This window comes from Pseudomonas sp. 14P_8.1_Bac3, from assembly GCF_025466085.1.
Classification (GTDB): domain Bacteria; phylum Pseudomonadota; class Gammaproteobacteria; order Pseudomonadales; family Pseudomonadaceae; genus Aquipseudomonas.
On sequence record NZ_JANLOD010000049.1, the window covers coordinates 338253 to 363287 of the forward strand.

Annotated in this window: 19 protein-coding genes and 2 pseudogenes; 9 read left to right on the plus strand and 12 right to left on the minus strand. The window is 60.2% G+C overall.

Annotated elements, in window-relative coordinates; genetic code table 11:
* Positions 1 to 28 precede the first annotated feature (28 nt).
* On the plus strand, positions 29 to 538 hold the full coding sequence (locus tag NTD84_RS15830) for a winged helix-turn-helix transcriptional regulator (protein ID WP_262167174.1): 510 nt from the start codon (positions 29 to 31) through the stop codon (positions 536 to 538).
* A gap of 4 nt (positions 539 to 542) precedes the next feature.
* Here the strand turns inward: NTD84_RS15830 and NTD84_RS15835 are convergent, their stop codons facing one another.
* Positions 543 to 1508 carry a Dyp-type peroxidase gene (locus NTD84_RS15835; protein WP_410017356.1) on the minus strand — a complete coding sequence of 322 codons (966 nt, stop codon included), beginning with the start codon at positions 1506 to 1508 and terminating at the stop codon, positions 543 to 545.
* Between the two features lie 149 nt (positions 1509 to 1657).
* On the opposite strand from NTD84_RS15835, the pseudogene NTD84_RS15840 reads away from it, so the two are divergent.
* Positions 1658 to 1960 (plus strand): annotated as a pseudogene (locus NTD84_RS15840) (nucleotidyltransferase family protein); the annotation flags it as partial.
* Positions 1961 to 2108: 148 nt separating this feature from the next.
* Here NTD84_RS15840 and NTD84_RS15845 read toward each other — a convergent pair.
* Entirely contained in the window at positions 2109 to 2540 is a 432-nt protein-coding gene (locus NTD84_RS15845; protein WP_262167175.1) for a nuclear transport factor 2 family protein, read from the minus strand.
* Positions 2541 to 2697: 157 nt separating this feature from the next.
* Here NTD84_RS15845 and NTD84_RS15850 point away from each other — a divergent pair, with 157 nt between their 5' ends.
* The 3 genes and pseudogenes from NTD84_RS15850 to NTD84_RS15860 form a co-directional block, all read left to right on the plus strand.
* Complete coding sequence (locus NTD84_RS15850; protein WP_262167176.1) at positions 2698 to 3129, plus strand: DNA methylase; 432 nt, start codon at positions 2698 to 2700, stop codon at positions 3127 to 3129.
* Complete coding sequence (locus tag NTD84_RS15855) at positions 3126 to 3884, plus strand: DUF72 domain-containing protein (protein WP_262167177.1); 759 nt, start codon at positions 3126 to 3128, stop codon at positions 3882 to 3884. Before NTD84_RS15850 ends, NTD84_RS15855 begins: the two co-directional genes overlap by 4 nt.
* An 8-nt stretch (positions 3885 to 3892) precedes the next feature.
* Positions 3893 to 4498, plus strand: a pseudogene (locus tag NTD84_RS15860) (HAMP domain-containing protein); the annotation flags it as partial.
* Positions 4499 to 4683: 185 nt separating this feature from the next.
* Here NTD84_RS15860 and ilvD read toward each other — a convergent pair.
* Positions 4684 to 6366 carry a dihydroxy-acid dehydratase gene (gene ilvD, locus NTD84_RS15865; protein WP_262167178.1) on the minus strand — a complete coding sequence of 561 codons (1683 nt, stop codon included), beginning with the start codon at positions 6364 to 6366 and terminating at the stop codon, positions 4684 to 4686.
* Positions 6367 to 6750: 384 nt separating this feature from the next.
* Here ilvD and mqo point away from each other — a divergent pair, with 384 nt between their 5' ends.
* The 4 genes from mqo to dapF all read left to right on the plus strand — a co-directional run bounded on the left by mqo (position 6751) and on the right by dapF (position 12079).
* Complete coding sequence (gene mqo / locus NTD84_RS15870) at positions 6751 to 8397, plus strand: malate dehydrogenase (quinone) (protein WP_262167180.1); 1647 nt, start codon at positions 6751 to 6753, stop codon at positions 8395 to 8397.
* A 413-nt stretch (positions 8398 to 8810) separates the two neighbouring features.
* The gene (locus NTD84_RS15875; RefSeq protein WP_262167182.1) at positions 8811 to 9956 is read left to right on the plus strand and encodes a GNAT family N-acetyltransferase; all 1146 of its coding nucleotides are present in this window, start codon (positions 8811 to 8813) and stop codon (positions 9954 to 9956) included.
* A 57-nt stretch (positions 9957 to 10013) separates the two neighbouring features.
* Positions 10014 to 11132 (plus strand): glycosyltransferase family 61 protein, encoded by a 1119-nt coding sequence (locus NTD84_RS15880; RefSeq protein ID WP_262167184.1) that lies wholly within the window; start codon positions 10014 to 10016, stop codon positions 11130 to 11132.
* A gap of 131 nt (positions 11133 to 11263) precedes the next feature.
* Complete coding sequence (gene dapF, locus NTD84_RS15885; protein WP_262167245.1) at positions 11264 to 12079, plus strand: diaminopimelate epimerase; 816 nt, start codon at positions 11264 to 11266, stop codon at positions 12077 to 12079.
* Positions 12080 to 12248: 169 nt separating this feature from the next.
* Here dapF and NTD84_RS15890 read toward each other — a convergent pair whose 3' ends face one another.
* The 9 genes from NTD84_RS15890 to NTD84_RS15930 all read right to left on the minus strand — a co-directional run bounded on the left by NTD84_RS15890 (position 12249) and on the right by NTD84_RS15930 (position 25016).
* Positions 12249 to 13289, minus strand: coding sequence for a SoxR reducing system RseC family protein (locus NTD84_RS15890; RefSeq protein ID WP_262167185.1), 1041 nt, complete (start codon positions 13287 to 13289; stop codon positions 12249 to 12251).
* 73 nt (positions 13290 to 13362) lie between these two features.
* Positions 13363 to 16962: a toxin VasX gene (locus tag NTD84_RS15895; protein WP_262167187.1), complete on the minus strand. Its 3600-nt coding sequence runs from the start codon at positions 16960 to 16962 to the stop codon at positions 13363 to 13365.
* A complete protein-coding gene (locus NTD84_RS15900) occupies positions 16959 to 17825 on the minus strand; it encodes a DUF4123 domain-containing protein (protein WP_262167189.1) in 867 nt (288 codons plus the stop codon). The genes NTD84_RS15895 and NTD84_RS15900 overlap by 4 nt, the downstream gene beginning before the upstream one ends.
* Positions 17822 to 19819 (minus strand): type VI secretion system tip protein VgrG, encoded by a 1998-nt coding sequence (locus NTD84_RS15905; protein WP_262167191.1) that lies wholly within the window; start codon positions 19817 to 19819, stop codon positions 17822 to 17824. Before NTD84_RS15905 ends, NTD84_RS15900 begins: the two co-directional genes overlap by 4 nt.
* A gap of 228 nt (positions 19820 to 20047) precedes the next feature.
* Positions 20048 to 21439 carry a DHA2 family efflux MFS transporter permease subunit gene (locus NTD84_RS15910; RefSeq protein ID WP_262167247.1) on the minus strand — a complete coding sequence of 464 codons (1392 nt, stop codon included), beginning with the start codon at positions 21437 to 21439 and terminating at the stop codon, positions 20048 to 20050.
* A gap of 179 nt (positions 21440 to 21618) precedes the next feature.
* On the minus strand, positions 21619 to 22983 hold the full coding sequence (locus NTD84_RS15915; RefSeq protein ID WP_262167193.1) for a purine-cytosine permease family protein: 1365 nt from the start codon (positions 22981 to 22983) through the stop codon (positions 21619 to 21621).
* 5 nt (positions 22984 to 22988) lie between these two features.
* The gene (locus NTD84_RS15920) at positions 22989 to 23666 is read right to left on the minus strand and encodes an isochorismatase family cysteine hydrolase (RefSeq protein ID WP_262167195.1); all 678 of its coding nucleotides are present in this window, start codon (positions 23664 to 23666) and stop codon (positions 22989 to 22991) included.
* Positions 23667 to 23756: 90 nt separating this feature from the next.
* Positions 23757 to 23909: a hypothetical protein gene (locus tag NTD84_RS15925; RefSeq protein WP_262167197.1), complete on the minus strand. Its 153-nt coding sequence runs from the start codon at positions 23907 to 23909 to the stop codon at positions 23757 to 23759.
* Between the two features lie 63 nt (positions 23910 to 23972).
* Entirely contained in the window at positions 23973 to 25016 is a 1044-nt protein-coding gene (locus NTD84_RS15930) for an LLM class flavin-dependent oxidoreductase (protein WP_262167199.1), read from the minus strand.
* Positions 25017 to 25035 lie beyond the last annotated feature (19 nt).

Sequence of the window (25035 nt, forward strand, 5' to 3'; positions counted from 1 at the left end):
ATAGTAACAGTGAAAGAGGCAAGTCCGTATGTCGACAAACACCACCATTCCCGAAACGCTGTGCCCGATTGCCCGGGCCGAGGCGATCGTGGGTGACCGCTGGACCGTGCTGGTCCTGCGTGAGCTGTTCATGGGCAGTCATCGCTACGACGAGATCCAGGCGCAGACCGGCGGCACCCCGCAAATGGTCGCCACCCGCCTGAAAAACCTGGAAGCCGACGGCCTGATCGAACGCCGCCTGTACAACGAGCGGCCGCCACGTTACGAGTACCACCTGAGCGCCAAGGGCCAGGCCTTCTACTCGGTGGTGCTGGCATTGCGCGCCTGGGGCGAAACCTGGTGCAAATCGCAGGAAGAGGGGTGGGCGGTGGTGTACACCCACAAGACCTGTGGCGAGCCCGCCGGGTTGGGCCCGTTGTGTGATCACTGCGGTGAAGTGCTGCGCCGTGACGAACTGATCAGTGAGCAGAGCGCAGCGTATCGGGCGGAGCGCCAGGCGCGCCGTGAAGCGTTCAAAAGCAGCCGCAGCGCTCAGTAGCGCTCTAGGGCTGACGATCAGCCAACGCTTCGAGCAAGTCTGCTGACGGGACGAAAAACAATCCTCCGGTCACGGCGCTGCTGAAGTCGAGCAAGCGGTCGTAGTTGCCTGAGGGCCTGCCAACAAACATGTTCTCGAGCATCTGCTCAATGGGCGCAGGCGAGCGCGCATAGGCGATGAAGTAGGTGCCGAACTCACCGGCGCCCGGCCGCCCAAAGGGCATGTTGTCGCGCAGGATCTTCACTTCCTGCCCGTCCTGGGTAATGGTCGTCAACGCGCTGTGCGACGAGCTTGGCTTGACCGATTCATCGAGTTCGAGATCGGACAGTTTCGTCCGCCCGATGACCCGTTCCTGCGCTTCGACGGATAACGCATTCCATGCGGTCATGTTGTGCAGGTACTTCTGCACCAGCACGTAGCTGCCACCGCTGAATGACGGATCTTCATTACCCACGATGGTGAAGTCGACCGCTTTGCGGCCGACCGGATTTTCGGTGCCATCGACGAAGCCGATGATGCTGCGCATGTCGAAATAACGAAACCCCTGGACTTCATCGATGACTGAAACCGAATCGCCAAGTGCTGAACACAACTGCGTCGCCAGTTCGAAACACAGGTCCATCTGGTCCGCACGGATGTGCAGCAGAATATCGCCAGGCGTTGCCATCGCCCGACGGCCCTCGGGGCCAAACTCGCGAAACCCGTGCAACGACGCAGGGCGCGGTTGGCCGAACAAGGTGTCCCACGCGGTAGAACCAAAGCCGCAGATGCACGACAGATTGCCCGTGGGCACACGTTTACCGACCGAGCGGGTGAGGGCGGCGATGTCTGCGCACCAGGCCCGCACTTTGCTGGCCGCGTCAGCGCCGGGTTTCAGCGTAGCCACCATAAACAGTGCGCTGCTGGTAATCGATTGACCGACGGCTTGCGGTTCAGCGGCGGCGTTATCCAGAGGCATTTGGGTGGTCATAGGGTGTTCCATGAGCGGTCGGACAAGGTTGGAAAACATTAGCAGATAATGGTTTTTACGCCGTGTGTCCCGGGTAATCGGTCTTGCAAAAAACCTTTTTAATGTATCGTTTGCCCTCAAGGATTTACCACCGAGCACGGAGCCTCGCCATGACCAACCCGGTCAATGCCGAGATCGCCCGCCGTTTGCCTGAGCTGGGTCTTAGCCAATGCATGCTGACAGCCGGCTGTTTGTTTCAGGCAGTGTGGAATCATCAATCCGGCCGGCCTGCCGCTTGGGGTATCAAGGATTACGATGTGTTCTATTTCGACGAAGATGAATCGTGGGAGGCCGAAAACACCGTCATCCTGGCGGCGCGAGCAGTTTTCCAGGACCTCGGCGCGGACATCGAATTCAAGAACCAGGCACGGGTGCATCGTTGGTACAAACAGCGCTTTGGCCAGGACTATCCCCACAGGGATCTGCGGTGGGCCCAGGATTCAGCCACCCCGCCAATCCCCTGTAGGAGCGAGCTTGCTCGATGGCGTTGTATCAACCAACATCAATGTTGAATGTGACGGCCCCTTCGCCGGCCAGCCTCGCTCCTGCAGGAAATGGAAATCAGAACTTGAACGCCTGACGCCCGACCAGCAGCCACTTGCCTTTCTGTTTCTGCCAGATCTGGAAGTTCTCGATTTCGGTCGGAACCACTTGATCGCCGTTCAGCGCCTGGGCGGAGAAATGGTTGCGCACCAACGCGACGTCACCGGACAGGGTGATGGTCTGTTTTTGCATCTCCAGGGTTTTGAAAGCGCTGCGGCCGGTTTCGATGTCGGCGATGTATTCCTGCTTGTTCTGGATTTTTCCGCTGGAGTGCCCGTAGGTCAGGTTGTCGGCGGTCAGCGCGTTCAGCGCCGGGATGTTCTTTTTCAGCATGGCCTGGGTCAGGTTGTCGACGGCCTTGGCCAAATCGTTCTCGCCCGCGGACGGGGAGGCGGCGACGTAGCCACTGAACAGGCACAGAAAACCAATCAGCACTTTCACGTTAGTCATGGGTGATTCCTTGTTGTTGTGGGTGACCGAATGATGGGTCGGGTTGTGATTCATCAGTCGTCGTACAACCTACCATGGGCGACTGAAAAAACGAACTTGTTGCGCTGGGCTTTTCTCGAAGTCACAGAGCGGATCACATTCCGGATTGGGACGCCTCATGAACAAAACGATCACCGCCAACGATCTCGGCATCCATTTCAAGAAGAATGACGAGAGCGCCTTGTTCAAATGGTTTATCGCCAGTTTCCTGATGGGCAAACGCATCCAGGCCGAAATCGCCGCGCAGGCCTACCGGGTCATCGTCGAAAAACACGGTCGCGACACGGCGAGGAAGTTAGGCAGTTGCACGCACCGGGAGCTGGTCGCGATGTTGGGCGAAGCGCATTACGTGCGATACGACGAGACCACTGCCACACGCCTGTTGGCGCTGGGTAAAAAACTCGCTGACGAGTACGCCGGCAAGATTGGCCACATCCGCGACGCCAGCGAGGATCGCCAGGCCTTTGAACAGCGCTTGCGCGAGTTCGACGGCGTAGGGCCGAAGACGGTTGAGATTTTCATGCGCGACGCCGTCGGGGTGCTCTATTGAACGAGGTGAAGCCGGTCTACGTCGGTTGCGCCGGGTGGAACCTGCCGCGGGACAACTGGCCACGGTTTGCGGCTGACGGCACTCACTTGCAACGGTACGCGTCGCGACTGACGGCGGTTGAAATCAACAGTTCGTTTTATCGCCCGCATCGACGGCAAACCTACGAGCGCTGGGCCAGGTCGGTGCCGGCCGCGTTTCGTTTTTCTGTCAAGATGCCCAAGCTCATCACCCATGTTCAGCGCTTGCAGGGCTGCGAGGTGTTGCTCGACGAGTTTCTGGACCAGTGCACGGGGCTTGGGGATTCGCTGGGATGCATTCTGGTGCAGTTGCCGCCGTCGCTGGCGTTCGAGGCATCGATTGCTGCGGCGTTCTTTACAGCGTTGCGCGAGCGTTTCAACGGGACGGTGGTGCTGGAACCCCGGCATGCCAGTTGGCTGGACGCCGAGGCGCTGTTGATCGAACAGAAGGTCGGCAGGGTGGCCGCAGATCCATCGCCGATTGCTGGTGGCGACAGGACCGGTGGTTGGCCGGGAATCCACTACTGGCGCTGGCACGGTTCTCCACGGATTTATTACAGTGACTATGATCAACAACGCCTGGAAGCACTGGCACGACAGGTGCGAAACGCGGAGCACACAAGCGCCGTCAGCTGGTGCATTTTTGACAACACCGCCGGCGGTTTTGCCGTGGCAAATGCGCTGACTCTTCAAGAAATCCTGGACGGCAAACACATGGCTGACGACCGTGTGTCGTAAACCCCAATGACACCATCAAGGCTGGCCTGAACAAGGTCAAACCCAGCCTCGATACCTACATCAGCGCCGCCGAACGCATCGTCGGCCTGGCCCTGGAAAACCCGGATAACGCGCAAAAAGAGCTGGGCAACTTCAATACTGCGTTCAGCCAGCTGGAGGAGCAGATGGCCGCCCTCAGCGAGCTGATCGAAACCGACACCCAACAAACCAGCGCCGGCACGCAACGCGCCATCAGCAATGCCAACCTCACGCTTGGCGTTGTGTTGGTCGCCAGCCTGTTGCTGCTCATTCAGGGCCGTTGGGTCATTCTGAGCATCATGGCGCCGCTGCAGACCGCGAGCCGCATCGCCGAGAGCATCGCTCACGGTAACTTGAGCGAGCCGATTGTCGAGCCCAGCCGCAAAGACGAAGCCAGTGCACTGATCCGTAGCCTGGTGACCATGCAGCGCGACTTGCGCGGCATGATCGAAGTGGTGCGCAGCAACGCCCACGGTGTCAGCGGCATGAGCGTGCAGTTGAGCAATGGCTGCCACGAAGTCGCCGACAGCAGCCAGCAACAAAGCGCTGCCGCCAGCACAAATCGCGCATCAGGTGGAAATGTTCGCAGGAATGTCCGAGGGAAACAGCAAGGTGATCGGGCAGACGGCTGTGACCACGGATGATTTGTCAGCGTTGGCGGGGAAACTGTCGCAGTCGGTGGATCGGTTTCGGCTTTGAGCCGGGTGTGGGGCGTCAGGTTTTCGTTGTTCTTTGAGGCCTCTTCGCGAAGGCGATAGATCAAGCACCACAAAACCGCCGGTCAAAGGTATTTATCGGTAACAGCGCCTTCAGAAGCACTGGACACCGTCTTCGCGTATTTCGCCAACACCCCGCGCTTGTACTTGGATTCCGGGCGCACCCAGCGGCTCTTGCGCTCGGTCAGTTCGGCGTCCGACACAGCGACCGTGATCTGCCGCGTTTCGGCATCGATGGTGATTGTGTCGCCATCTTCGATCAAGGCAATCGGTCCGCCCTCGAAGGCTTCCGGCGTGATGTGCCCCACCACGAACCCATGGGATCCCCCGGAAAAACGCCCATCGGTGATCAGTGCCACGTCCTTGCCCAGTCCTTTGCCCATCACCGCCGACGTCGGCGACAGCATCTCGCGCATGCCGGGGCCGCCCTTGGGGCCTTCGTAGCGAATCACGATCACGTCGCCTGCTTGCACTTCGCCATTGAGAATGCCGGCCAGCGCACCTTCTTCCCCGTGATAGACCCGCGCCGTGCCCTCGAAGCGCAGGCCTTCCTTGCCGGTGATCTTGGCCACCGCGCCGGTGGGCGCGAGGTTGCCGCGCAGTACCACCAGGTGCGAATCCTTTTTGACAGGCTGATCAAAAGGCAGGATCACGTCCTGACCTTCGGGGTAATCCGCCACGTTTTCCAGGTTCTCCGCGAGTGTCTTGCCGGTGACCGTCATGACATCGCCGTGCAACATGCCGGCCGCCAGCATGCGCTTCATCAACGGTTGAATGCCGCCGATGGCGACCAGTTCGCTCATCATGTACTGGCCGCTGGGGCGCAGGTCGGCCACCACCGGTGAGATTTTGCCCAGTTCGACAAAGTCGTCCAGCGTCAGCTCGACGTCCACCGCATGGGCCATCGCCAGCAGGTGCAGCACCGCGTTGGTCGAGCCGGCGAGGGCGATCACCACGCGGATCGCGTTTTCGAAGGCTTTGCGGGTCATGATGTCCCGCGGCTTGAGGTCCAGTTTCAGCAGCTCCATGACCTGCTGGCCGGCGCGGAAACTGTCCGAGGCCTTGTCGCCGCCAACGGCGTCCTGGGAACTGGAACCGGGCAGGCTCATGCCCAGCGCCTCAATGGCCGAGGCCATGGTGTTGGCGGTGTACATGCCGCCGCAGGAGCCAGGACCGGGAATCGCCACTTCCTCGATCTGCTTGACCTGGATTTCGTTGATGTCGCCGCGCGCGTTCTGGCCCACGGCTTCGAACACGGAAATGATGTCGGTATGGCCGGCGCCCGGGCGGATGGTGCCGCCGTAGACGAAGATGGAGGGGCGGTTCAGCCGCGCCATGCCGATCAGGCAACCCGGCATGTTCTTGTCGCAGCCGCCGACCGTCACCAAACCATCAAAACCTTCGCAACCAGCGACGACCTCGATCGAATCGGCGATCACCTCCCGCGACACCAGCGAATACTTCATGCCTTCGGTGCCGTTGGCGATGCCGTCGGAAATGGTGATGGTGTTGAAAATGACGCCCTTGGCCCCGGCGGCGTTCGCACCTTTCTCGGCCTCGATCGCCAGTTTGTCGATGTGCATGTTGCACGGGGTGACCATGGCCCAGGTCGAGGCGATGCCGATCTGCGGCTTCTTGAAGTCCTCGTCGGTGAAGCCCACGGCGCGCAGCATCGAGCGGCCGGGCGCGCGTTCCACGCCGTCGACCACTTGAGAGGAATACTTGCGCAAATCGTCTTTGTCGCTCATGTCGGTTCCTCTTCGGCTTTTCGAAAAATCACGATGAGTATAGTGGCCCCGGTGCACGCGTTCGGACTATCAGGTCTGGAACAGACGCGCGGGTTCGCCGCGTCATGATATTCTTCGCGCCAACTTGGTTTGACCTAATTCGGTTTGCGCGTTGTTGAGACGCGCCAGCAGAATCACTGTCGCTCAAGTAGCTGAAGCCAATAAAGATAAAAAGTCAGTTCAGTAGGGACATATAACTGAGGTCGATGGATCACGTCGACCTTGCGTGCCCTCCCTTCGATGCTTATGCACGGGACCCCCACGACATCGCCTGAATGTCGCGTGCAACAAGGGGTTCCTCATCAGGATTGAAGGGCGGATGGCGTTTTATCAAAGGTGCTACACATGTTTAAAAAAATGAACACGGCCCTGCTGGGGCTGGCTTTGTCGATGGGGATCACGTCCGTTCACGCGGCGGAGGCAAAGAAGGTCGATGTGCTGCTTATCGGTGGCGGCATCATGAGCGCTACCCTCGGTGTCTGGCTCAATGAGCTGGAGCCTGAGACTTCCATGGAAATGATCGAGCGCCTCGATGGCGTCGCCCTGGAAAGCTCCAACGGCTGGAACAACGCCGGCACCGGTCACTCCGCCCTGGCCGAATTGAACTACACCCCGGAAGACGAGAACGGCAAAGTCTCGATCCCGAAAGCCGTTGAGATCAACGAAGCGTTCCAGATTTCCCGTCAGTTCTGGGCCTGGCAGGTTCAGCAAGGCGTGCTGAAGAACCCGCGCTCGTTCATCAATTCCACACCGCACATGAGCTTCGTGTGGGGCGATGACAACATCAAGTTCCTGAAAAAACGCTACGAAGCCCTGCAAGCGAGCCCGCTGTTCGCCGGCATGCAGTACTCGGAAGACCCGGCGCAGATCGCCAAGTGGGTTCCGCTGATGATGGAAGGGCGTGACCCGAACCAGAAAATCGCGGCCACCTGGACCCCGATCGGCACCGACGTGAACTTCGGCGAAATCACCCGCCAGTTCGTTGCGCACCTGCAAACCACGCCTAAATTCGACTTGAAGCTGTCCAGCGAAGTGCAGGACATCACCCGGAACGATGACGGCACCTGGCGCGTCAGCTACAAGAACCTGAAAGACGGCACTAAAACCGAAACCGACGCCAAGTTCGTGTTCATCGGCGCAGGCGGTGGTGCATTGCACCTGCTGCAAAAATCCGGCATCCCTGAAGCCAAGGAATACGCAGGCTTCCCGGTCGGCGGCTCGTTCCTCGTCACCGAGAACCCGACGATCGCCGAGCAGCACCTGGCCAAGGCCTACGGCAAAGCTTCGGTTGGCGCACCGCCGATGTCGGTTCCGCACCTGGACACTCGTGTCCTGGACGGCAAGCGCGTTATTCTGTTTGGCCCATTCGCGACCTTCAGCACCAAGTTCCTCAAGGAAGGCTCGTACCTGGACCTGCTGACCACCACGACCACGCACAACGTGTGGCCAATGACCAAGGTTGGCATCAAGGAATACCCGCTGGTCGAATACCTCGCCGGCCAGCTGATGCTGTCGGATGAAGACCGCCTCAACGCCCTGAAAGAATACTTCCCGAATGCCAAGGCCGAAGACTGGCGTCTGTGGCAAGCCGGCCAGCGCGTGCAAATCATCAAGCGTGACGAAGCGGCCGGTGGCGTGTTGAAACTGGGCACCGAGATCGTCGCGTCGGCTGACGGTTCGATTGCCGGTCTGCTGGGCGCATCGCCGGGCGCTTCGACCGCTGCACCGATCATGCTGACCGTGCTGCAGAAAGTGTTCAAGGACAAGGTCGCGACCCCGGCCTGGCAGGAAAAGCTGCACCAGATCGTGCCGAGCTACGGCACTCAACTGAACGGCAGCCCTGAGAAAGTGGCTGAAGAATGGGCCTACACCGCCAAGGTCCTGCAACTGACTCCGCCACCGGCGATAGGTCAGGCAGCAGCCCCGGCGGCGGCTCCAGCAGAAGCGCCAAAGGCGCCGAAGGCTAATGCGGCGAGCGACATGGCGCTGTAAGCAAAGCCTCAACGAAAAAGCCCACTGAACCGGTGACGGTCAGTGGGCTTTTTTGTGGGCGCTGTTTTCGTGTGGGAGCCGGCTTGCCGGCGATGGTCGTTAACGATGACGCGGGCTGCCTGAATCACCGCGGCGAATTCGAAGACGTCGCCAACAAGCTGGCTCCTACAGGTTCCGCGCTCTGCATTTTCCGGAGTTCCGGGGGAGAACCATTTACCTGTAGGAAATTTCCATCGGAAACCCGCCTGATATTGCTTGCAAAGTATCCGCTTTGTATCTTAACTGTTACTCAATGTAAAAATACCGCTACAAAAAATAAGTCTTTTACATCAACGCCTAAGCACCATCGTTGAAATGCCGGCCGGGTCTTTGTATCTGATCTGACAAAATAATGCTCAAAGGATGACGCAGAAATGAGAGAGAACGTGGCAACAGTTGTTCGAAAATTCGTCTCGCCGTCCATGCGTTATGAGTTACGAAGTGTTTCAACGCGCTTGCGTGGCATGCTCGATCGGGCGTGCGTTTGGCGTTGGGAGATCTCCCGGTTCAAGCTGCAAGCGGAAAGTCCCCACGAATTCCTTTACGTGGGAAGAGCGAACCAGCGGGAGATGGCCAAGCTGCTCATCGGCGGCAAGCATGTCCCTGCGACCGACGGCGGGCTGGAACCTGCCGAGCGCAGCCATGTGGTCCTGGTCAGTGAAGTCCCGACCTCGGGCGCCTTGAATGTGCCCCTCTATCTGAGCGCCGTCGTACCGCTTGGGCGTCCCCTCGAAGACATCACCGCCCGATACGACAGCGAGCTGCGTCGCAGCATCCGCAAGAACCGCCCGCTCTACCAGATGCGCCAGACCGTGGTGGATGAGGAAATCGAATGGGCGGACCGGAAAATGCTTCGTCCTTATGCCGACGCCAGGCAAGGGATTCACGCGGCGCAATTTGCCACGGAGGAAGTGTTCAGGATCGCCAAGACGGTTGGCCGGCTGGACCTGATCACGCTGAATGACGAAGTGGTGGCCTGCCACCTTGGCTGCGAAATAACCCGCGGCGGTAAACGTTACTGGAGCACATTGCGTTTCGGTTATACCGAGGCGGTTTTTTCAGATGCGAAAAAGCTGCGTGAGGTCAATTCGATCACCACTTTCATGGCCCTCGAATGGGCGCTGGAAAATGGCTACGACTATTACGACATCGGCCTTTGCGTGGCACGGCCGGACGATGGGCTGCTGAAGTGGAAAAGACGGCGCGGCGGTGACATCGATTCCCTGGGCAATCACGCCTCCATGTTTATCCGCCTGCCCAAGGTCGGCACCGCACGATTCCTTTGGGACACGCCGCTCTTCGCCCTCGAAGGCAAGGAGTTGACCCTCCACCTGGGCTTGCCGGACGGACCGACAGAAGAGGAAGCGGCACGCCGTTACCATGAAATGGTCTTTGGCGGGCTGGACAAGATTTACCTCTATTGCGCCGAAAACTCGGGCGAACGGTTTCTTGAAACCTTGCGCGGCCGCTACGCTAATTTGCAGGTCATGCCCACTTTGCAACGGATTGCTTCCAGCTGAGCCATTTTCCAGGGATGAAATAACGCTAGTGCTTGGTGTCCCGCGGGAGGACGTTTCATGGAAAGCGATGTCTCGGAAATCATCACGGCGACCGCTGGCAATCGAAAGCAATGGACCCTGGCCGCCTATCGCTACATGGCACGAAAAAGGTTCGCGCGCAACGCAGAGCTCAACCTGAAAAGTCTCGCGGTGAAAAGCTGGGATGTGGCGCCGGGCGGGACGTCCTATTCGCCGCCGGCGTTCTTCCTGCCCGGTCAAATGGACCGCGTGACGGGGTGGGAGGCGAAGCGTTTTTTTCCGTTTGAGCATCCGCAACGCACCATGGAAGGACTGGGCGAAGTGGTGCAAGGCCCGACGCGGGGTTACCTGCTCAAGGATGTCTGGCTGATCGACGGGGCGCTCTACAAGGACAATGCCAGTCTTTGGTTGTCGCTCAAACCGGTGACATTCCCGCGCATCGTCGTGGACCACGAGATCGATCGCGCCGCCGTCTACTGCACGCAGAACGGCAATACCTGGTTCGGCACCTGGCTGATGGAAGACTGCCCGACCTATGCGTTGGCGTGCGACGAAGGCGTCCCGGTGACCACCGCACCCTCCGCCAGGTTTCCGATCTTTACCCAAGGCCCGGCCTATGAGGACTGGTTCGGCATGAAGCCAGCTCGCTTGAACGGCGCGTTTTTTCGCGAGCTGGTGCTGTTCGACGATTTCAGCAACAACGAGAGTCGGCATCGGCGTTACCGCGCCATGGGCGAAAAACTGCTGTCCCACGTGAACCACGACGCCCACCCTGGCGTGTTCATTCTGCGCGGCGGCGATGGTGACTTGCGTCTGCTGCGCAACGAACTCGAAGTCGCCGAACACCTGCGCAAAACCCGCGGCTTTCGCGTCATCGATCCGTTGAAAAACGATGTCCCGACCATCGTCGCGACCTGTGCCGGCGCGCAGGTGGTGATCGGGGTCGAGGGCAGCCAGCTCGTGCACGGTGTCAACGTACTGCGGGAGGGCGGGTCGTTGCTGGCCCTGCAACCCCCGAACCGCTTCGTCAGTTACTACAAATTCCTTACGGACCGTGACCACCAGAACTTCGGCTTCGTGGTGGGTACGCCCGAGGGCGATGGTTTTAAAATCGATATTCAAGAGGTGGAGCGCACGCTGGATCTGTTTCCGTCGTGACGGCGCGCTGATCTGTTTTTGCCCTTGATCTGCAGCGTCGCGGGCCGAGTCGAGCGTTAGGTGCGCGCTTGAAAAAACCACCTGAATGGGGCTAGATCGCGGTTCACCCCATGTCGCGCCAGGATCTGTTCATGCCCCTGAGTTTTCACAAGATGCACGCTAATGGCGACGACTTCGTCGTTGTGGATTCGCGAAACTCAGCCAGTCCCGTCACCAGTGCCATGGCCCGGCGAATGGGGGATCGCAACCGTGGAGTTGGCTTCAATCAACTTGCGGTGCTACTCGACTGTGATGACGCCGCCGCGCGCGTGACGTTCTGGAACGCCGATGGCTCGTCGCTGGATGCATGCGGCAGCGCAACGCGAGGCGCTGCGGACATGCTGATGCGCGAATCCAATACGACATCGATTGTGCTGCGGACCAACCGCGGCCTGCTCACTTGTGAACGAACCGTCACCGGCGACATTTCGGTCAGCATGGGAACGCCGCTTTTCGGCTGGATGGACATTCCCCTGGCCCGAGCGCTGGACACCGCCGTTTTACCTCTCGAGGGAGACCCCGCGGCGTGCAGCATGGGCAATCCACACTGCACCTATTTTGTGGACGATCTCACGGCGATCGATATTGCGACCATCGGCCCGATCATTGAAATCCATCCGCTGTTTCCCCGCAAAACCAACGTCCACTTCGTCCAGATCATCGACCGCAAGCACATCCGGTTGCGCATCTGGGAGCGTGGGGGCGGCATTCCGCTGGGGTCGGGTTCCTGCTCCTGCGGCGCGGCGGTTAATGGCATTCGTCGTGGCTTGCTGGATGAGTCCGTTGCGGTTGAATGCGACGGCGGGACTGTGACGGTTCAGTGGGATGGCGTGGGGCCGGTAGTTTTGACCGGGCCGGTGGAGATGACGTTTTCGGGACGGCTCTCGGACAAATTAGTGCAAGGTTGATCGCTGCGATTTCGTGATGAAGGGCGTTCGCAGTGGGTAATGGCGTCATCCATTAAGGCGATAACACCGCTTGCCCTTGGCCGTTCATCCGCCAGGAAGCGCTGTCCCGTTCAGGTGGGACAGGGCTTTTGTTTGTGGATTGGAGGTAGCTGGACGGCTAGAAAGCAGATTACGCGCGACGCTTGTCGGTCGGATTCAAGCGCTGCACCTCGGCAAAAATTTCGGTGATCGGCCGGCGTGGCTGACGTTTGTGCAAGGCGCGAACCTGCGCGCTCAATCGCACGAGTTCTTCACTCGGTTTCGCCCATTGTGCTTTTGGCAGCGGCTCGGACCACTGCTGCATCACTTCCGGCAGGCGTTTTGGGCCGACTTTCTGAAGGCGGCGGATTTCCCATTCGGTCAAGTGGTTGGGAATCGTCCACAGCGTCATCACGTGGTACAGGTACCAGAAGAAACCGGACAGCCGACTGCGCTGGCGGTCTCGGATTTGTTGATGAACGCGTGCCCGGGCGTTGCGGAAGGTGTGCAGGCCTTCGTGGGGCGGGTCGTCGGGGCCTTGCAGGTCTTGCGGGTCCTGGATGGCTTTGAGGTTGTTGACTTCGTATTCCATGTAACCGCGGATCGCTTCCCAGTGGCCGATGGCGAGGGACAGGCCGAAGCAGGGGAATTCGACGCTGGTCAGGGTCTCGCCGTGCTGGAAACCGATGCCCATGCCGTATTGGCGGTGGACGCCGTATTGGGTCACGCCCTGGGCTTCGATGACCCAGGCGGAGAGGGATTCCCACGGGACGAAGACGGGCTCCGTGGCACCCTCGGGCATGAAGCAGACTTCGCGGCGTTGGCGGTTGAAGCGGGTGGGGATGATGCTGAGGCGTTTATTGTGGTTGTGTTGCCAGGCGGCAAGGCCGATGAGGAGCATTAAAACGCCGCAGATTAATGCTGGCTTAAAGATTTCACGGAAAACGCCGTCAATAGCATGAGTAATATCGTCCCACCCCATCCCGAACAAAAAAAACAAGAAGCCGCCAATTAGCGGGAGAAGAAACGAAGCGGAAAAAGCAACGCTAAGTGGGCCGCCTAATATGACCTGCCATGAAAAAATCTCCGGCAATCCCAAGCCAAAGTCCATGAACACATCATTCATTTCTCCAATATGCGGCCCATGAGGCGGCAGCGCCGTGGGCAACGGCAACGGTGACAGATAGGTCACTCTCCCACTCGGAAACGGTTCGATATCTCCGGCTTTACGGGATCGCTCAAGCGGCGGAACGGGCATTGGGGTATCAGTCCTGGTGGGCATGGTCGGCCATCTCCAGCAAGTGGGTTTCAACCAGAAACATGGGGGGATGCTCGGTGCCAGATTGGCGGGGTAACACGGGGAAATGGCCTTCGCCACGGGGGTCGAGGTGAATGACCTCAGTTCGCGATACCCACGCTCCATTGCCGTTCAAGGTCTGTACGCAGACCACCAACTCCAGTGTTTCGGAGGCAGGGGTAAATTCGGCATCCAGGTCGAGTGGATACTGCAGGCACAACACCAGCCGATCGGGCGCGGCTTGCACGATGCGCAGGCTGTCCACCACCTCATAACTGATGACCTGCTTGCGTTCTTTCGGCAGACCTCGGCTCTGGACAGGAACGGTCAAACGGTGGGCACCGATCCCCAGGCGATGAGCCGGTTGACCGCTGAGCGGTGGCTGAAAATCACTGAGGCTGAGCCGAGGCAGGACCAGATGAATATCGCTCGGTCTGGCTTTCAGCATCAGGTTTTTCAGCCACGAGTCATGCTCGTTCGGACCGAGTTGGACGTACGGCGCGTCGAGTAAAAAGCTCAGATGATGTTGGTATGCATCCAAGCTGTGGTTGCCACGGCTGTCGGCATCCAGACTCCAGGGCGTGGTTTTCAGCCATTTGTCGTGGGCGCTGAGGTTGTAACGATTGAAGAGCCAGGTGCCACCGAGTTCCAGCACGGTGAACAAGGCGCCGGCCAGGTTAAATCGAAAAAACACCATGGATAGACGGGTTCCTGCGGCGGCCCAAGCACTGGTTCGTGCTGCCTCGCTCTCTGCCGCCAGTACTTTAAATGCAGAGCGGACAGTATGGTTTAAACCGTAAGCGTTAGCGGTAGCCATGCCAGCGGCGCCCAATGTGGTCAACGCTGCACTACCCTGTGCCCAATGATCCCCACTACGAATCGCCGTTTGCCAATTTTGCTGATGGGTATTAAGACTTATCACTGAAGAGATTAGGCCGAACCCATAGGTGAAAACACCCAGTCCAACATGCATCTTCCCCATCTGCACATGCACATGTTGCAACGCATGATGTTGAAGTCCTGCGACGAGTTCATCGCTACGCGCCTGTAGAGCGGTGTTGGCTAAACTCTGCGCCGCAGTGAACCCGGTAGCTCCAGTGGCAGCCAATGCGTTCGCCAAGGGAGCCCACGTTCGCTTGTTCTTGGATTGGTTGGTCAGTTCTTTGATGACCAAAACCAGATTCACCCCCTGCACCAAAAACACCAACAACCCCATCCCCTCACTCCGAATCAACTTCGCATTGGGCACCGCCTCAACCCCAAACCGAATCTGCTTCAACAAACTCAGCACCTCCATCTGCTGCGCAGGTGGAAACACCAACGTCAGCCCCGCCCGAGCCGGTGCGGCCCCGGACAGGCGCAATGATCGATCCGGCACCTCCGCGATCGGGCTCAGCGCCCCGGCCAATCGATCTTCCATCAGGGTCAATAGCCCGCGCACCCGATCAATCTCAGCCTGCAACTCCACCGCCCGCGCCGTCCTGTGCCCCTGGCGGTTCTTGTTGTGGGTGATCCGATTGCGTTCGCGGGTCAGGGTTTTCAGGTAGCTGCGTCCGCTGAGCACTTCCTTGAGGTTGGATTGCAGCGCGGCATGCTCTGCCGGGCTGGCGACGGTGAACGTCACGCCGGTAGTTTTCGCCGCGTCGAGTATCCGGGTCGGCAAGGCTTTGGGCAGATGACGAAACAGTTGGTCGAGATCGGGCACTTTCTCACCCATCAGATCGAACCCTTCCAGCGCCCGGCTCAAGCCCAAATTGAGCGCGGGGCTGAAGCTGTGTTGGGCCGCATCGGCCACGGAGCGGGTGATCTCGGGCAAGCTGTCGAGCGCGGGCAAGTGCGGCTGTTCGATTTTTTGCAGCTCGGCCAACCAGTGCGGCAGGTTGTTGAACAGGCCCATGCCCGCGTTGAACACTGCGGTGTACTGCGCGGCTTTTTCCAGCTGCAGGCGATGCGCCAAGGTGTAGAACAGCGGCCGGGTCAGCTGCGGGTGCTGTTCCAGGTAGCCGAGCAGGCGCTCGCTGGCGTGATCACTGCGGCAGATGTCCTTGAGGCAGGCGTATTCCGTGGTAAACGCCTGGCCGCGTTGCGCCGGATCCTGCGCGTCGTAGTACCAGGCCGAGCGATGGAAGCGGCCGGCACACACCAGCATCGTGCGGTCGGCGGTGATGCGATCGAGCAACCGGTTCCAGCGTCCGAGGTCGTCGCGATGGCGCGCGAGCACCTCGTCCATCGCCGGTCGGTCGATGAGATCGTTGACCCCGCGTTTGCCGCTGAAGCTGGAGCCTTCCAGCACCTCGCTGATCCGCCGGTTGTGGCCCTGGCCAAGGTCGATCAGCGAGTGCAAATGACGGTTGACGAATCCAGCGGGGGCGACCTGGAAATGTTCGCGGGTGTAGTAACGCCGGTCTGCGTCTTCGATGGCCCGGCTCTCGGCCGTGAAATCTGGGCTGAGGCTGTCGAAGCGGTTCAGCTCTCGCGCCCGGTCGACGGCGCTGGCGCGCGATGCCTCCAGTTCCGGCGGCACCGCTACGCCGGAGGGCTCGACCTTGCCGCCCTTGTTCAGATAATCCAGCAGAGCCTGGCGCGTGTGTTCGCGATCCGGTTCCGGCAATTGTTCCAGATCGGCGAACAGGGCCGCCACGGCCGGGTTATCGTCGGCCTTGGCCAACTGATCGATATCCTCGGCGTTGAGCTGGCTCAGGGACTCGATGTAACTGGCCAGCAAGTAATCGCGTTGATGGTTGCCGGCATTGCTCCAGTCATCGAGCCAGCCGACCACAATATCCTGGTAGTGGGCCAGATCGCGCAGCACGCCGAGATCATCCTGCACCACGAGGAATAGCGTGTCGTCCTGATACGGCCTGCGCACCTGCCCGAGGAGCTCGCCGATGTGCGCCTCGCGAAAGCGTCGCGGAGTTTCCCATAAATAGGCTTCGCGCTCGTGCTCCGGGGCGTCGCTGACGTGCACAGTGGGCAACGTTGCCGTGTGCGGATCGGCGAGACCCTGTTGCACTTGCCCCGTTGCCACCTCCGCCAACCACTGCTGGCCTTGCTCGACCGTCAGCAAATGCTCACCACCGGTTGCGCCATTTACCGGCCCGAGGTCGACGAGCTGCATGAAATGCTCGCGTTCTTCCTGGCTGTCGAGCACCTGCGCGCATTTGGCCACGGTCCATTGCACCTCGGCGAAGGTCACGTACAGGGTGCTGCGCCTGGAAAATACCAGTGCCGGGCGCTCTTCGATGGGCGTGCGGCGATCGCCGCCGACCTGTTTGCCTTTGTGCAGCAAGGCATTGAGCAGGCCGTTGAGCACGCGGTATTCATGCAGGTCGCCGCTTACGCTGTCGATGATGTACAGCCAGCCATCGCGCAGCAAACGAATGCCCAGGGGGCGAGTCGTCAGGGCATAGGGCAGTTTCAGCGCCGCACTCGGATCGAGTGGCGTTTCCACCAGGCCATAGCGCAACGGCAGCAGTTGCACATGGGTTTTGCGTAGCGGGCAGGCACCGAGTGAGCCGATGGCGGTTTTGGAAGCGGCGGCGGCCGCGAGGTTGGCAGGGTGGGTCATGGGCGACTCCGGTGCATGGCCGCTAGACAGGCCCGATCAGCGGCGAGCGCCACACGCTCGGCGGGTGTTTGCAGGAAGGGGGTATGAATCAATTGGGTAATAGATCGGCGTTGTTCGGGCGCCGTGCCGTCCAGCCACGCCTGGAGGTTGGCGTAATAGAGCAACTCGGACTGGCTGCTCAATCCCAGGCCCTTGGCCTCGGTTGCCAGTTTTTCGAGGATTGGCCACCGTTCTGCAACGGTTTCGCCGTCATGACGTTCGGGGAAGTAGGTGAGCAGATGGGCATCGAGTTCGAGCAATGCGCGGCGTCGATCAACGTTGTCCAGCGCGGCGTTCAGCTGAGGGCTCAAACGATAGGGCGTGAGCAGTTCCGGGCATTCCCGTAGTTGGGGTTGGTGAGGCTGCCATAGTGCGTTGACGTTGTCGGGTGTCACGACGCAGGAAACAGGGCCGAAAAGACGCTGATCGCCGCTGCCAAACAACGCCTGCGCCACCGCTGCATCGGCCAGACGCAGGACCACCGGCAAGCCTTCGGGCAACTCAACCGTCAGCAGCTTGCGCAGGTGTGCCGCGACGTCATGCACAGCCTTGTGACTGAACAGCAGCACCCCCCATTCTTCGTGCGCGTGTTGCAGGTAGAACTGAAAAATCGGTTCGTCAGGTATCTGAATCGGTACCAGCAGCGGCGAGATGTCACGCAGTGCATTGAATGGCGGACAGTCATACAGCGCGACGGTGCTTGTTCCAGGGCTGAGTGCTTTCAGGCGCTCAGGCAATTCGGTCACGGTGGTGCCGTCCAGCAACAGAAAGGCCTGCTGCTTGTTCCATGGCAGGTCATCGGGCAGGGAGGTCGAAAGATTCATGCCGTGGCCTCACAGATCAGACAGCGCGAAGTGCGCGTTGAAAGCAATGCACGGCGCTGCTGCGCCGCATCGAAATCGACTTTCAGCAACGGCCGGTCGCCCGGCATCACAGGCTCCGCTCGCAGGTTCACGGGCGGGGAACCGCCCTGCAGAATCGGCACGCTGCTGAAAATGCCCTCGGGCCCCATCACCAGCCATTGCCCGCCACCCGCTAATCCCAGGTACGTTCCACCCTCGAGGGTGATGGTTTGGAGGGCACTGAAGTGAAGCTGCTGAGAGGCACTGAGTCGTTGATTGGCAACGCTGATATGCCGATCGCCATGGACCCGCAGGTGATCATGCTGCTTGAGTTCGGTCAGGCGGTTGCCGTGGGTCACGTGGTGTTCTTCGCCGCGCAGGTCGTGGCTGGAGGTGTTGCCAACCACGACGTTGCGTTGGTTGCCCACTTGAAGGTGTTCATCGTTCAGCACGTGCTGCCGGAAATCGCGCTGGGCACGCAGGGCAATTTCCTCGGCGCCCTTTCTGTCCTCGATGCGCAGTTCGTTGTAACCGCCACCGCCGGGGATGCTTTGGCTGCGAAAGACGCTGCGGGTTTTCTCGGCAGGCAAATCCAGCGGCAGCGGGGTCGAGGCGTTGGGCAAGCAGGCTATGACAACGGGCTTGTCCGGATCTCCATCGGTGAACCCGACCCACACTTCCATCCCGACACGCGGAATTTTCACGCTGCCGTAACGGTCATGTGCCCAGTCGGTGGCGACACGCAGCCAGCAACTTGAATGTTCGTCGTGCTGTCCGTTTCGGTCCCAGAACAGCCGCACTTTGACTCGACCGAACTTGTCGCAATAAATCTCTTCGCCGGGAGGCCCCGTGACGACAGCAGGGTGGTTGCCCGTCATCCGCGGTTTTGGATGTTCGAGCGCCGGTCGAAACATCACATCCTGCGGTATCGCGACGAAGTGGTTGCGGTAGCCCTGGCTGAAACCCTCTTCAGCTGCGGCGGGGGGCATCTCCTCTTCGAGTACCTGGGGCTGCAAGCCGACATGTTCGACTGCCGTCAACAACCACAGGTCGTTGTGCTCGGCCCGCGGGTGCCCGGTCATTTCAAAAAAATGACCGCTGCGCATCGCGCATTGGTCGCTGCGGCCCTTGGCAACCTCGCAATCGGCACGGTGCCTTTCCAGCGCCCGATTGGTCAGTTGCCTGCCATGGTCGCGATGGTTGAATTGCCCCGGAAACGCATAATCCTCAAGGTGCGGCAGCAGCGGTTTTTTAGACTCGCAGTGGAGATGCACGCTCGGCTGTTCGAAATCGTAATCACGACGGCTGACGTGGGTCGGGCGGGTATGCAGTTGCAGCGTGAATTGGTCAACCACTGGTGCTTGCGCGACCATGCCGCTGGGTTGCCTGTACGCGGTTGACCGATCGGGTCTGGAGAAGCTGGCTTGATCGTCGCCGAACACCAGCAGGTGCCCGCTGGTGCTGTGCTCGAAATGGAAGTGCAAGCCTTCTTCCTCGCACAACCGTTGAACAAAGTGCAAATCGGTTTCGTACTGAACACAGTACAACCGAGGCGGGTACTTGCCACTGAGCTGAAAGCGCCAGGTATCGGCGGGCAGGCCTTGATCCTTTAGAACCCTGGCAATGATCTGCGGCACGCTCAGGTTCTGAAAAATACGCTGGTCGTGGCAATGGGCAAGGTAGGCGAGGTGCGGCACCAGCGTCATCTGATAGCGAATCAGGCGCTTGCCTGAATCACCTTCGGCGATGTCATGGATCTGCCCGTGAATGCCCGAGCCGTCAGGTCCAAAGCGCAGGAAAGCGCAACGATGATGTAGCGAATGAAGGTCGATGTCCCTGCGTTCGCTGACCAGTTCGAGCTTGACTTCATAGGGTTGATTGAGCGCTTCCTTGGCGCGGAATTCGACTACCTGGAAGTCGGGGGGACAACCTTCGATGTCGAGGGTAAAAACGACGGGTTTAGGGGCGCTGAACATCCACATTTCCTTGTGTCTATTTCAAGACCAAAGACTTTGCGTGGATTTGCATGGCTACTGATGTCAGACAAGTCGATATCTGGCGTAGGACCGTTCCGGTAAAATGCACACCGCGAACGCGAGTGGAATGCCTTCGTTACACGACGCATTTGTGTAAGAACGGTCCGTCAGCGGGATACGTGATTGCACAATTTTTGAGGCAAAAACTGCAGGAAATAACAGCTTCGATCAACTGCGTCTCAACACGCTTTCCCCGGCATCCTTCGGCAACCGAATGACATCGATCAATGCCAAAAAACCCAACACCGCCACCCCGACAAATGCAATCCGAAAATCACCCACCTGCGCCTGCAAATCATGCCCTTGCACCGACATCGACGCCCGCAACAACAACGCCGCAACCGTCACACCCATGCCCATGGCCAGTTGGAAAAACATGCTGAACAGCGCCGAGGCCTCGCTCATGCGCGCCTTCGGGACGTCGGCAAAGCCGATGGAGTTGTAGCAGGTGAATTGCATGGATCGCGACAGGCCGCCAACGAACAGCACGGTGGCGATCAAGGCGAAGGGCGTGTCGGCGGTGAACAGCGCGCAGGCGAGGATGGACATCACGCCGATGACACCATTGACCAGCAGGACGTTGCGAAAGCCGAAGCGTTGCATGATCGCTGTGGTGAACGGCTTCATCGCCAGGTTGCCGGCGAAGACCGCCAGCACCAACAGCCCGGCGTCGACGGGGGAAAGGCCGAAGCCGACCTGAAACAGCAGCGGCAGCAGGAACGGCAAGGCGCTGATGGCCAGGCGAAACAGCGAGCCGCCGAAAATGCTGACGCGGAAGGTGTTGATGGCGACAGTGCCGAGGGGCAAGAGCGGGTGCGCGTGATGGCGGCAGTGGTGCACCGCCCATGCGCCGAGGATCACACCGGCGAGCACCAGCGCCAACCCTGCCAGCATGGCGTTGCCGTGTTGGCTACCCAGCCATTCGAGCCCGCCCAGAAGGCAGGCGCAGGCACCGGCCAGCAACGCGAATCCTTTGCCGTCGAAGGGGCGAACGTTGTCCTCTCGTCCTTCGGGCACCAGCCACAGTGCAGCGATCAACGCCAGAACCCCGAGGGGAAGGTTGACGTAGAAGATCCAGGGCCATGATGCATGGGTGACGATCAGGCCGCCGACCACGGGCCCGAGAATCGGCGCGACCAGGCCGGGCCAGGTGATCACCGCGATCATCTTCACCAGGTCTTTTTTGTCGGTGTTGCGCAGCACGGCCAGGCGTCCCACCGGCACCATCAGCGCGCCGCCGATGCCTTGCAGCACACGGGCCAGGACAAACAGCTCGATGTTCTGGCTGAGTCCGCACAGGAGCGAGGCGAGGGTGAACACGATGATGGCGCCGGCGAACACGCGGCGGGTGCCGAAACGGTCGGCGATCCAGCTCGACAGCGGAATGAAGATCGCCACCGCCAGGATATAGGCGGTGATGCCCACGTTCATGTCGACCGCGGTAATCCCGAATGCGCTGGCCATGGTCGGCAGCGCAGTGGCGATGACCGTCGCGTCGAGGTTTTCCATGAAGAAGGTCACCGCCACCACCAGGGCGATCAGGCGGGTTTGCAGGCTCAGGCCCGCTTCGGCGGTGGTGCCTGGATCTGGCGGGGCGGATGACTTCACCGGTGCGTCCTTTTAGAGGTGGTAGGAACAGAAAATTCGTCATGAGTTTTACCATTCCCCGCCGCCTCAGTCTCGCTGTGTCGCACGACAGCGTCAGCGCCGATCTTGCATTGGCGCCGTGCATCGCGGATTTACCGAGAGACCACGCTGGCCCGTGGCGCGCGCCTGCCCAGCCGCATCAGCCAGTAATAACTCAGCGCAGGCACCAGCAGGCCGACGATCCAGGCCAGGTCCACGCCGTCCAGCGCGCTGGCCACCGGGCCCACGTAAAGCGTGGTGTTCATGAACGGGATTTCCAGGGCGATTGCCATCAGGAAGCTGCCGCAGGCGATCCAGTTGATCCGCCCGTAGATCCCGTTCAGGTCGAAGATGTCATCGATGCGGTACTGGCCTTTGCGCAGGCAGTAGTAGTCCACCAGATTGATCGCCGTCCAGGGGATCAGGAAGTAGCTCATGAAGAAGATGAAGTTGAGGAAGAAGTTGATGAAGTCGTCCTGACTGATGGTGCACAACGCCGTGGCCAGCAGGCTGATCAGCAGCATGAACACACCCCGCACGCGTGGCGTGACCTTGAGTCGGGCGAAGGGCTCGATCACGGTGATGGTCGACATGAACGCGCCATACAGGTTGAAGACGTTGATCGACACCTGCCCATAGAGGATGAACACGAACAGCAGCACCGCGCCGCTACCGAACAGCCGGGCCACATGGCCACCGACGTTGCTGGAAAAGTCGGCGATGCCGACGCTGAGGATCGCGCCGAGAATCATCATCCACGCGCCGCCGCTGACCGTGCCGGCGTAGCTGTACCAGAAAACTTTTGCGCTGGAGGTTGCGCTCGGCAGGTAGCGCGAGTAGTCAGCGACGTAAGGCGCATAGGACAGTTGCCAGGTGACCGCGATGCTCACCGCCACCAGAAACTTCGACAGCGAGAACCCCGTCGGCAACCATTGTTCGGCCGCGATCGGCAACTGCAATGCCAGCACTGTGGCGACGAAGAACACCCCCAACGACAGCAGCGACAGCCATTTCTGCACGCGGTGGATCAGCCGATAACCATACAACGCAACGACGAAGCACAACGCGCCGATCAGGTAGACATTGCCTGTCGCCGGCAACGGGCTGACGGACGCCAGGGCCTGGGCGGCGAGCAAGGTGTTGCTGACGAAGAAGCCGAGGTAGATCAGCATCACGAACAACAATGGCAGCACCGCTCCGAGCACGCCAAACTGCGCGCGGCTCTGGATCATTTGCGGGATGCCGAGCTTCGGTCCCTGGGCGGAATGCGAGGCCATGAATATCGCCCCCAACAGCGAGCCGACCAGGATCGCCAGTGCGCTCCAGAACAGGTTGAGCCCCATGACCACCGGTAACACGCCGGAGGCGATGGTGGTGATGTTCATGTTGGCGCCGAACCAGATGAAAAACAGCGAGCCGGGCTGGCCATGACGCTCGGCCTCAGGGATGAAATCGATGGTTCTTTTTTCGACGTGCATGGCGATCACTCCTGAGTCCGGGCGAGGTGGGTCTGCAAGCGGGCGATGGTGCTTTCGAACTCATGGGGCTGATGGGCGAAGCAGTCCGGGCGGTCCGGGATCAGGCTCACGTAGTCGCGACCGTCGAGAGCGTGCACGCATTGGCTGCTGGTGAGGATTTCCAGCGAGTACACCCAGTTGGCCATGATCAGCAGCGCCGAATGATGGCCCGCCAGGGTGGTCGTGGTGCAAGCATCGCTGACCAGGCGGATGTGATAGCCCAAGGCGAACGCATCGAACACGCTGCTGAGGACGCAGACGTCGGTCAATACGCCGCTGATGATCAGCGTGTCGACGTTCAGGGCTTTGAGGCGGGTATCCAGGTCGGTGCCGTGGAAAGCGCTGTAGCGGCCTTTGTCCACGACCTGTTCGCCGGGCTGCGGCGCCAGGCGTTGGAGGATCTCCACCTGGCGGGTGCCGGCGCGGTAACTGCTCGGGCCACCGTCTGCGGCACGGGGTTCGCCGCGGGGCAGGTCGCTGCCGTCGGCCTGGTTAATATGACGGGTGAAGAAGATCGGGACCCGCTGGTTGCGGGCGGTGTCGAGCAGCGCCGCCGTGTTGGCGATGACGGCGTCGAAGTTTTCGAGGACGAAACCGTCCTCCTGTTGCATGTCGATGATCAACAGCGCGTTGTTATTGTTCATTGGGCAAACCTGATCATGAGCCGAAGCACAATGCACCGCATACGCCGCGCGATGGCGCGACGTAGCGTGCGTGAATGTCTGTTCGGGGGCTCAGTGAACTATTTGCCAGAAGCCGTTCTGCTTGGCGGAAACACTGGCGCGCAGGCGCTTGAAATGGATATGCGAAGCGGTCCATTCGCCGCGCAGATAGGACTGCTCGGCGCCGGAGGGCAGGGCGAGTGATGGGAGGCGACCGATCTGCATGGGAATCGACCCTACACGTCAATCAGCCCCCCAGGCTTCGCGTCCGGGGGGCCGGTGGTGGACTCAGCGGAACGCCGGGACCACGTGTTTGATAAACAGCTCCAGGGATTTTTTCTTCTCCGCGTGGGGCAGGCTGTTATCGCACCAGAAGCTGAACTCGTCGACGCCCAGTTCCTGGTAATACTTGATGCGCGGAATGATTTCGTCCGGGGTGCCGATCATGGCGGTCTTGTGCAGGCTTTCCAGTTCGAATTCCGGGCGCGCGGCGAATTTCTCTTCCGGGCTCGGCGCGAGGAAGCCGTTGACCGGGGTTTCCTTGTTGCCGAACCAGGCATCGAACGTGCGGTAGAACTTCGAGATAGCCTTGGCCCCGACTTTCCAGCCTTCGGGATCGCTGGCCTCGTGGACGTGGGTGTGGCGCAGCACCATCAGTTGTGGACGCGGCACGTCCGGGTTGTTGTCCAGCGCGGTCTGGAACTTGTTCTTCAGGTCGAGGACTTCTTCGTCGCCCTTCATCAGTGGCGTGACCATCACGTTGCAGCCGTTGGCCACGGCGAAGTTGTGCGAGTCCGGATCGCGCGCGGCAATCCACATCGGCGGGTTCGGCTTCTGGATCGGTTTCGGCACGCTGGTGGACGTCGGGAATTTCCAGATCTCGCCGTTGTGGGCGTAATCGCCTTGCCACAACGCGCGGACCACCGGAACCATTTCGCGCAAGGCCTGACCGCCGGAAGAGGCGGGCATACCGCCAGCCATGCGGTCGAACTCGACCTGGTAAGCGCCACGGGCCAGACCGACTTCCATGCGGCCGTTGCTGATCACGTCCAGCAGCGCGCATTCACCGGCGACCCGCAGCGGGTGCCAGAACGGCGCGATGATGGTGCCAGCGCCAAGGTGAATGGTGGTGGTCTTCGCCGCCAGGTAGGCCAGCAGCGGCATCGGGCTCGGCGATATGGTGTATTCCATGGCGTGGTGTTCGCCAATCCAGACCGTGCTGAACCCCCCGGCCTCGGCCATCAGGGTCAGTTCGGTCAGGTCTTCGAACAACTGACGGTGGCTGACGCTTTCGTCCCAGCGCTCCATGTGCACGAACAGGGAAAATTTCATGACGCTTACCTCGAATCTT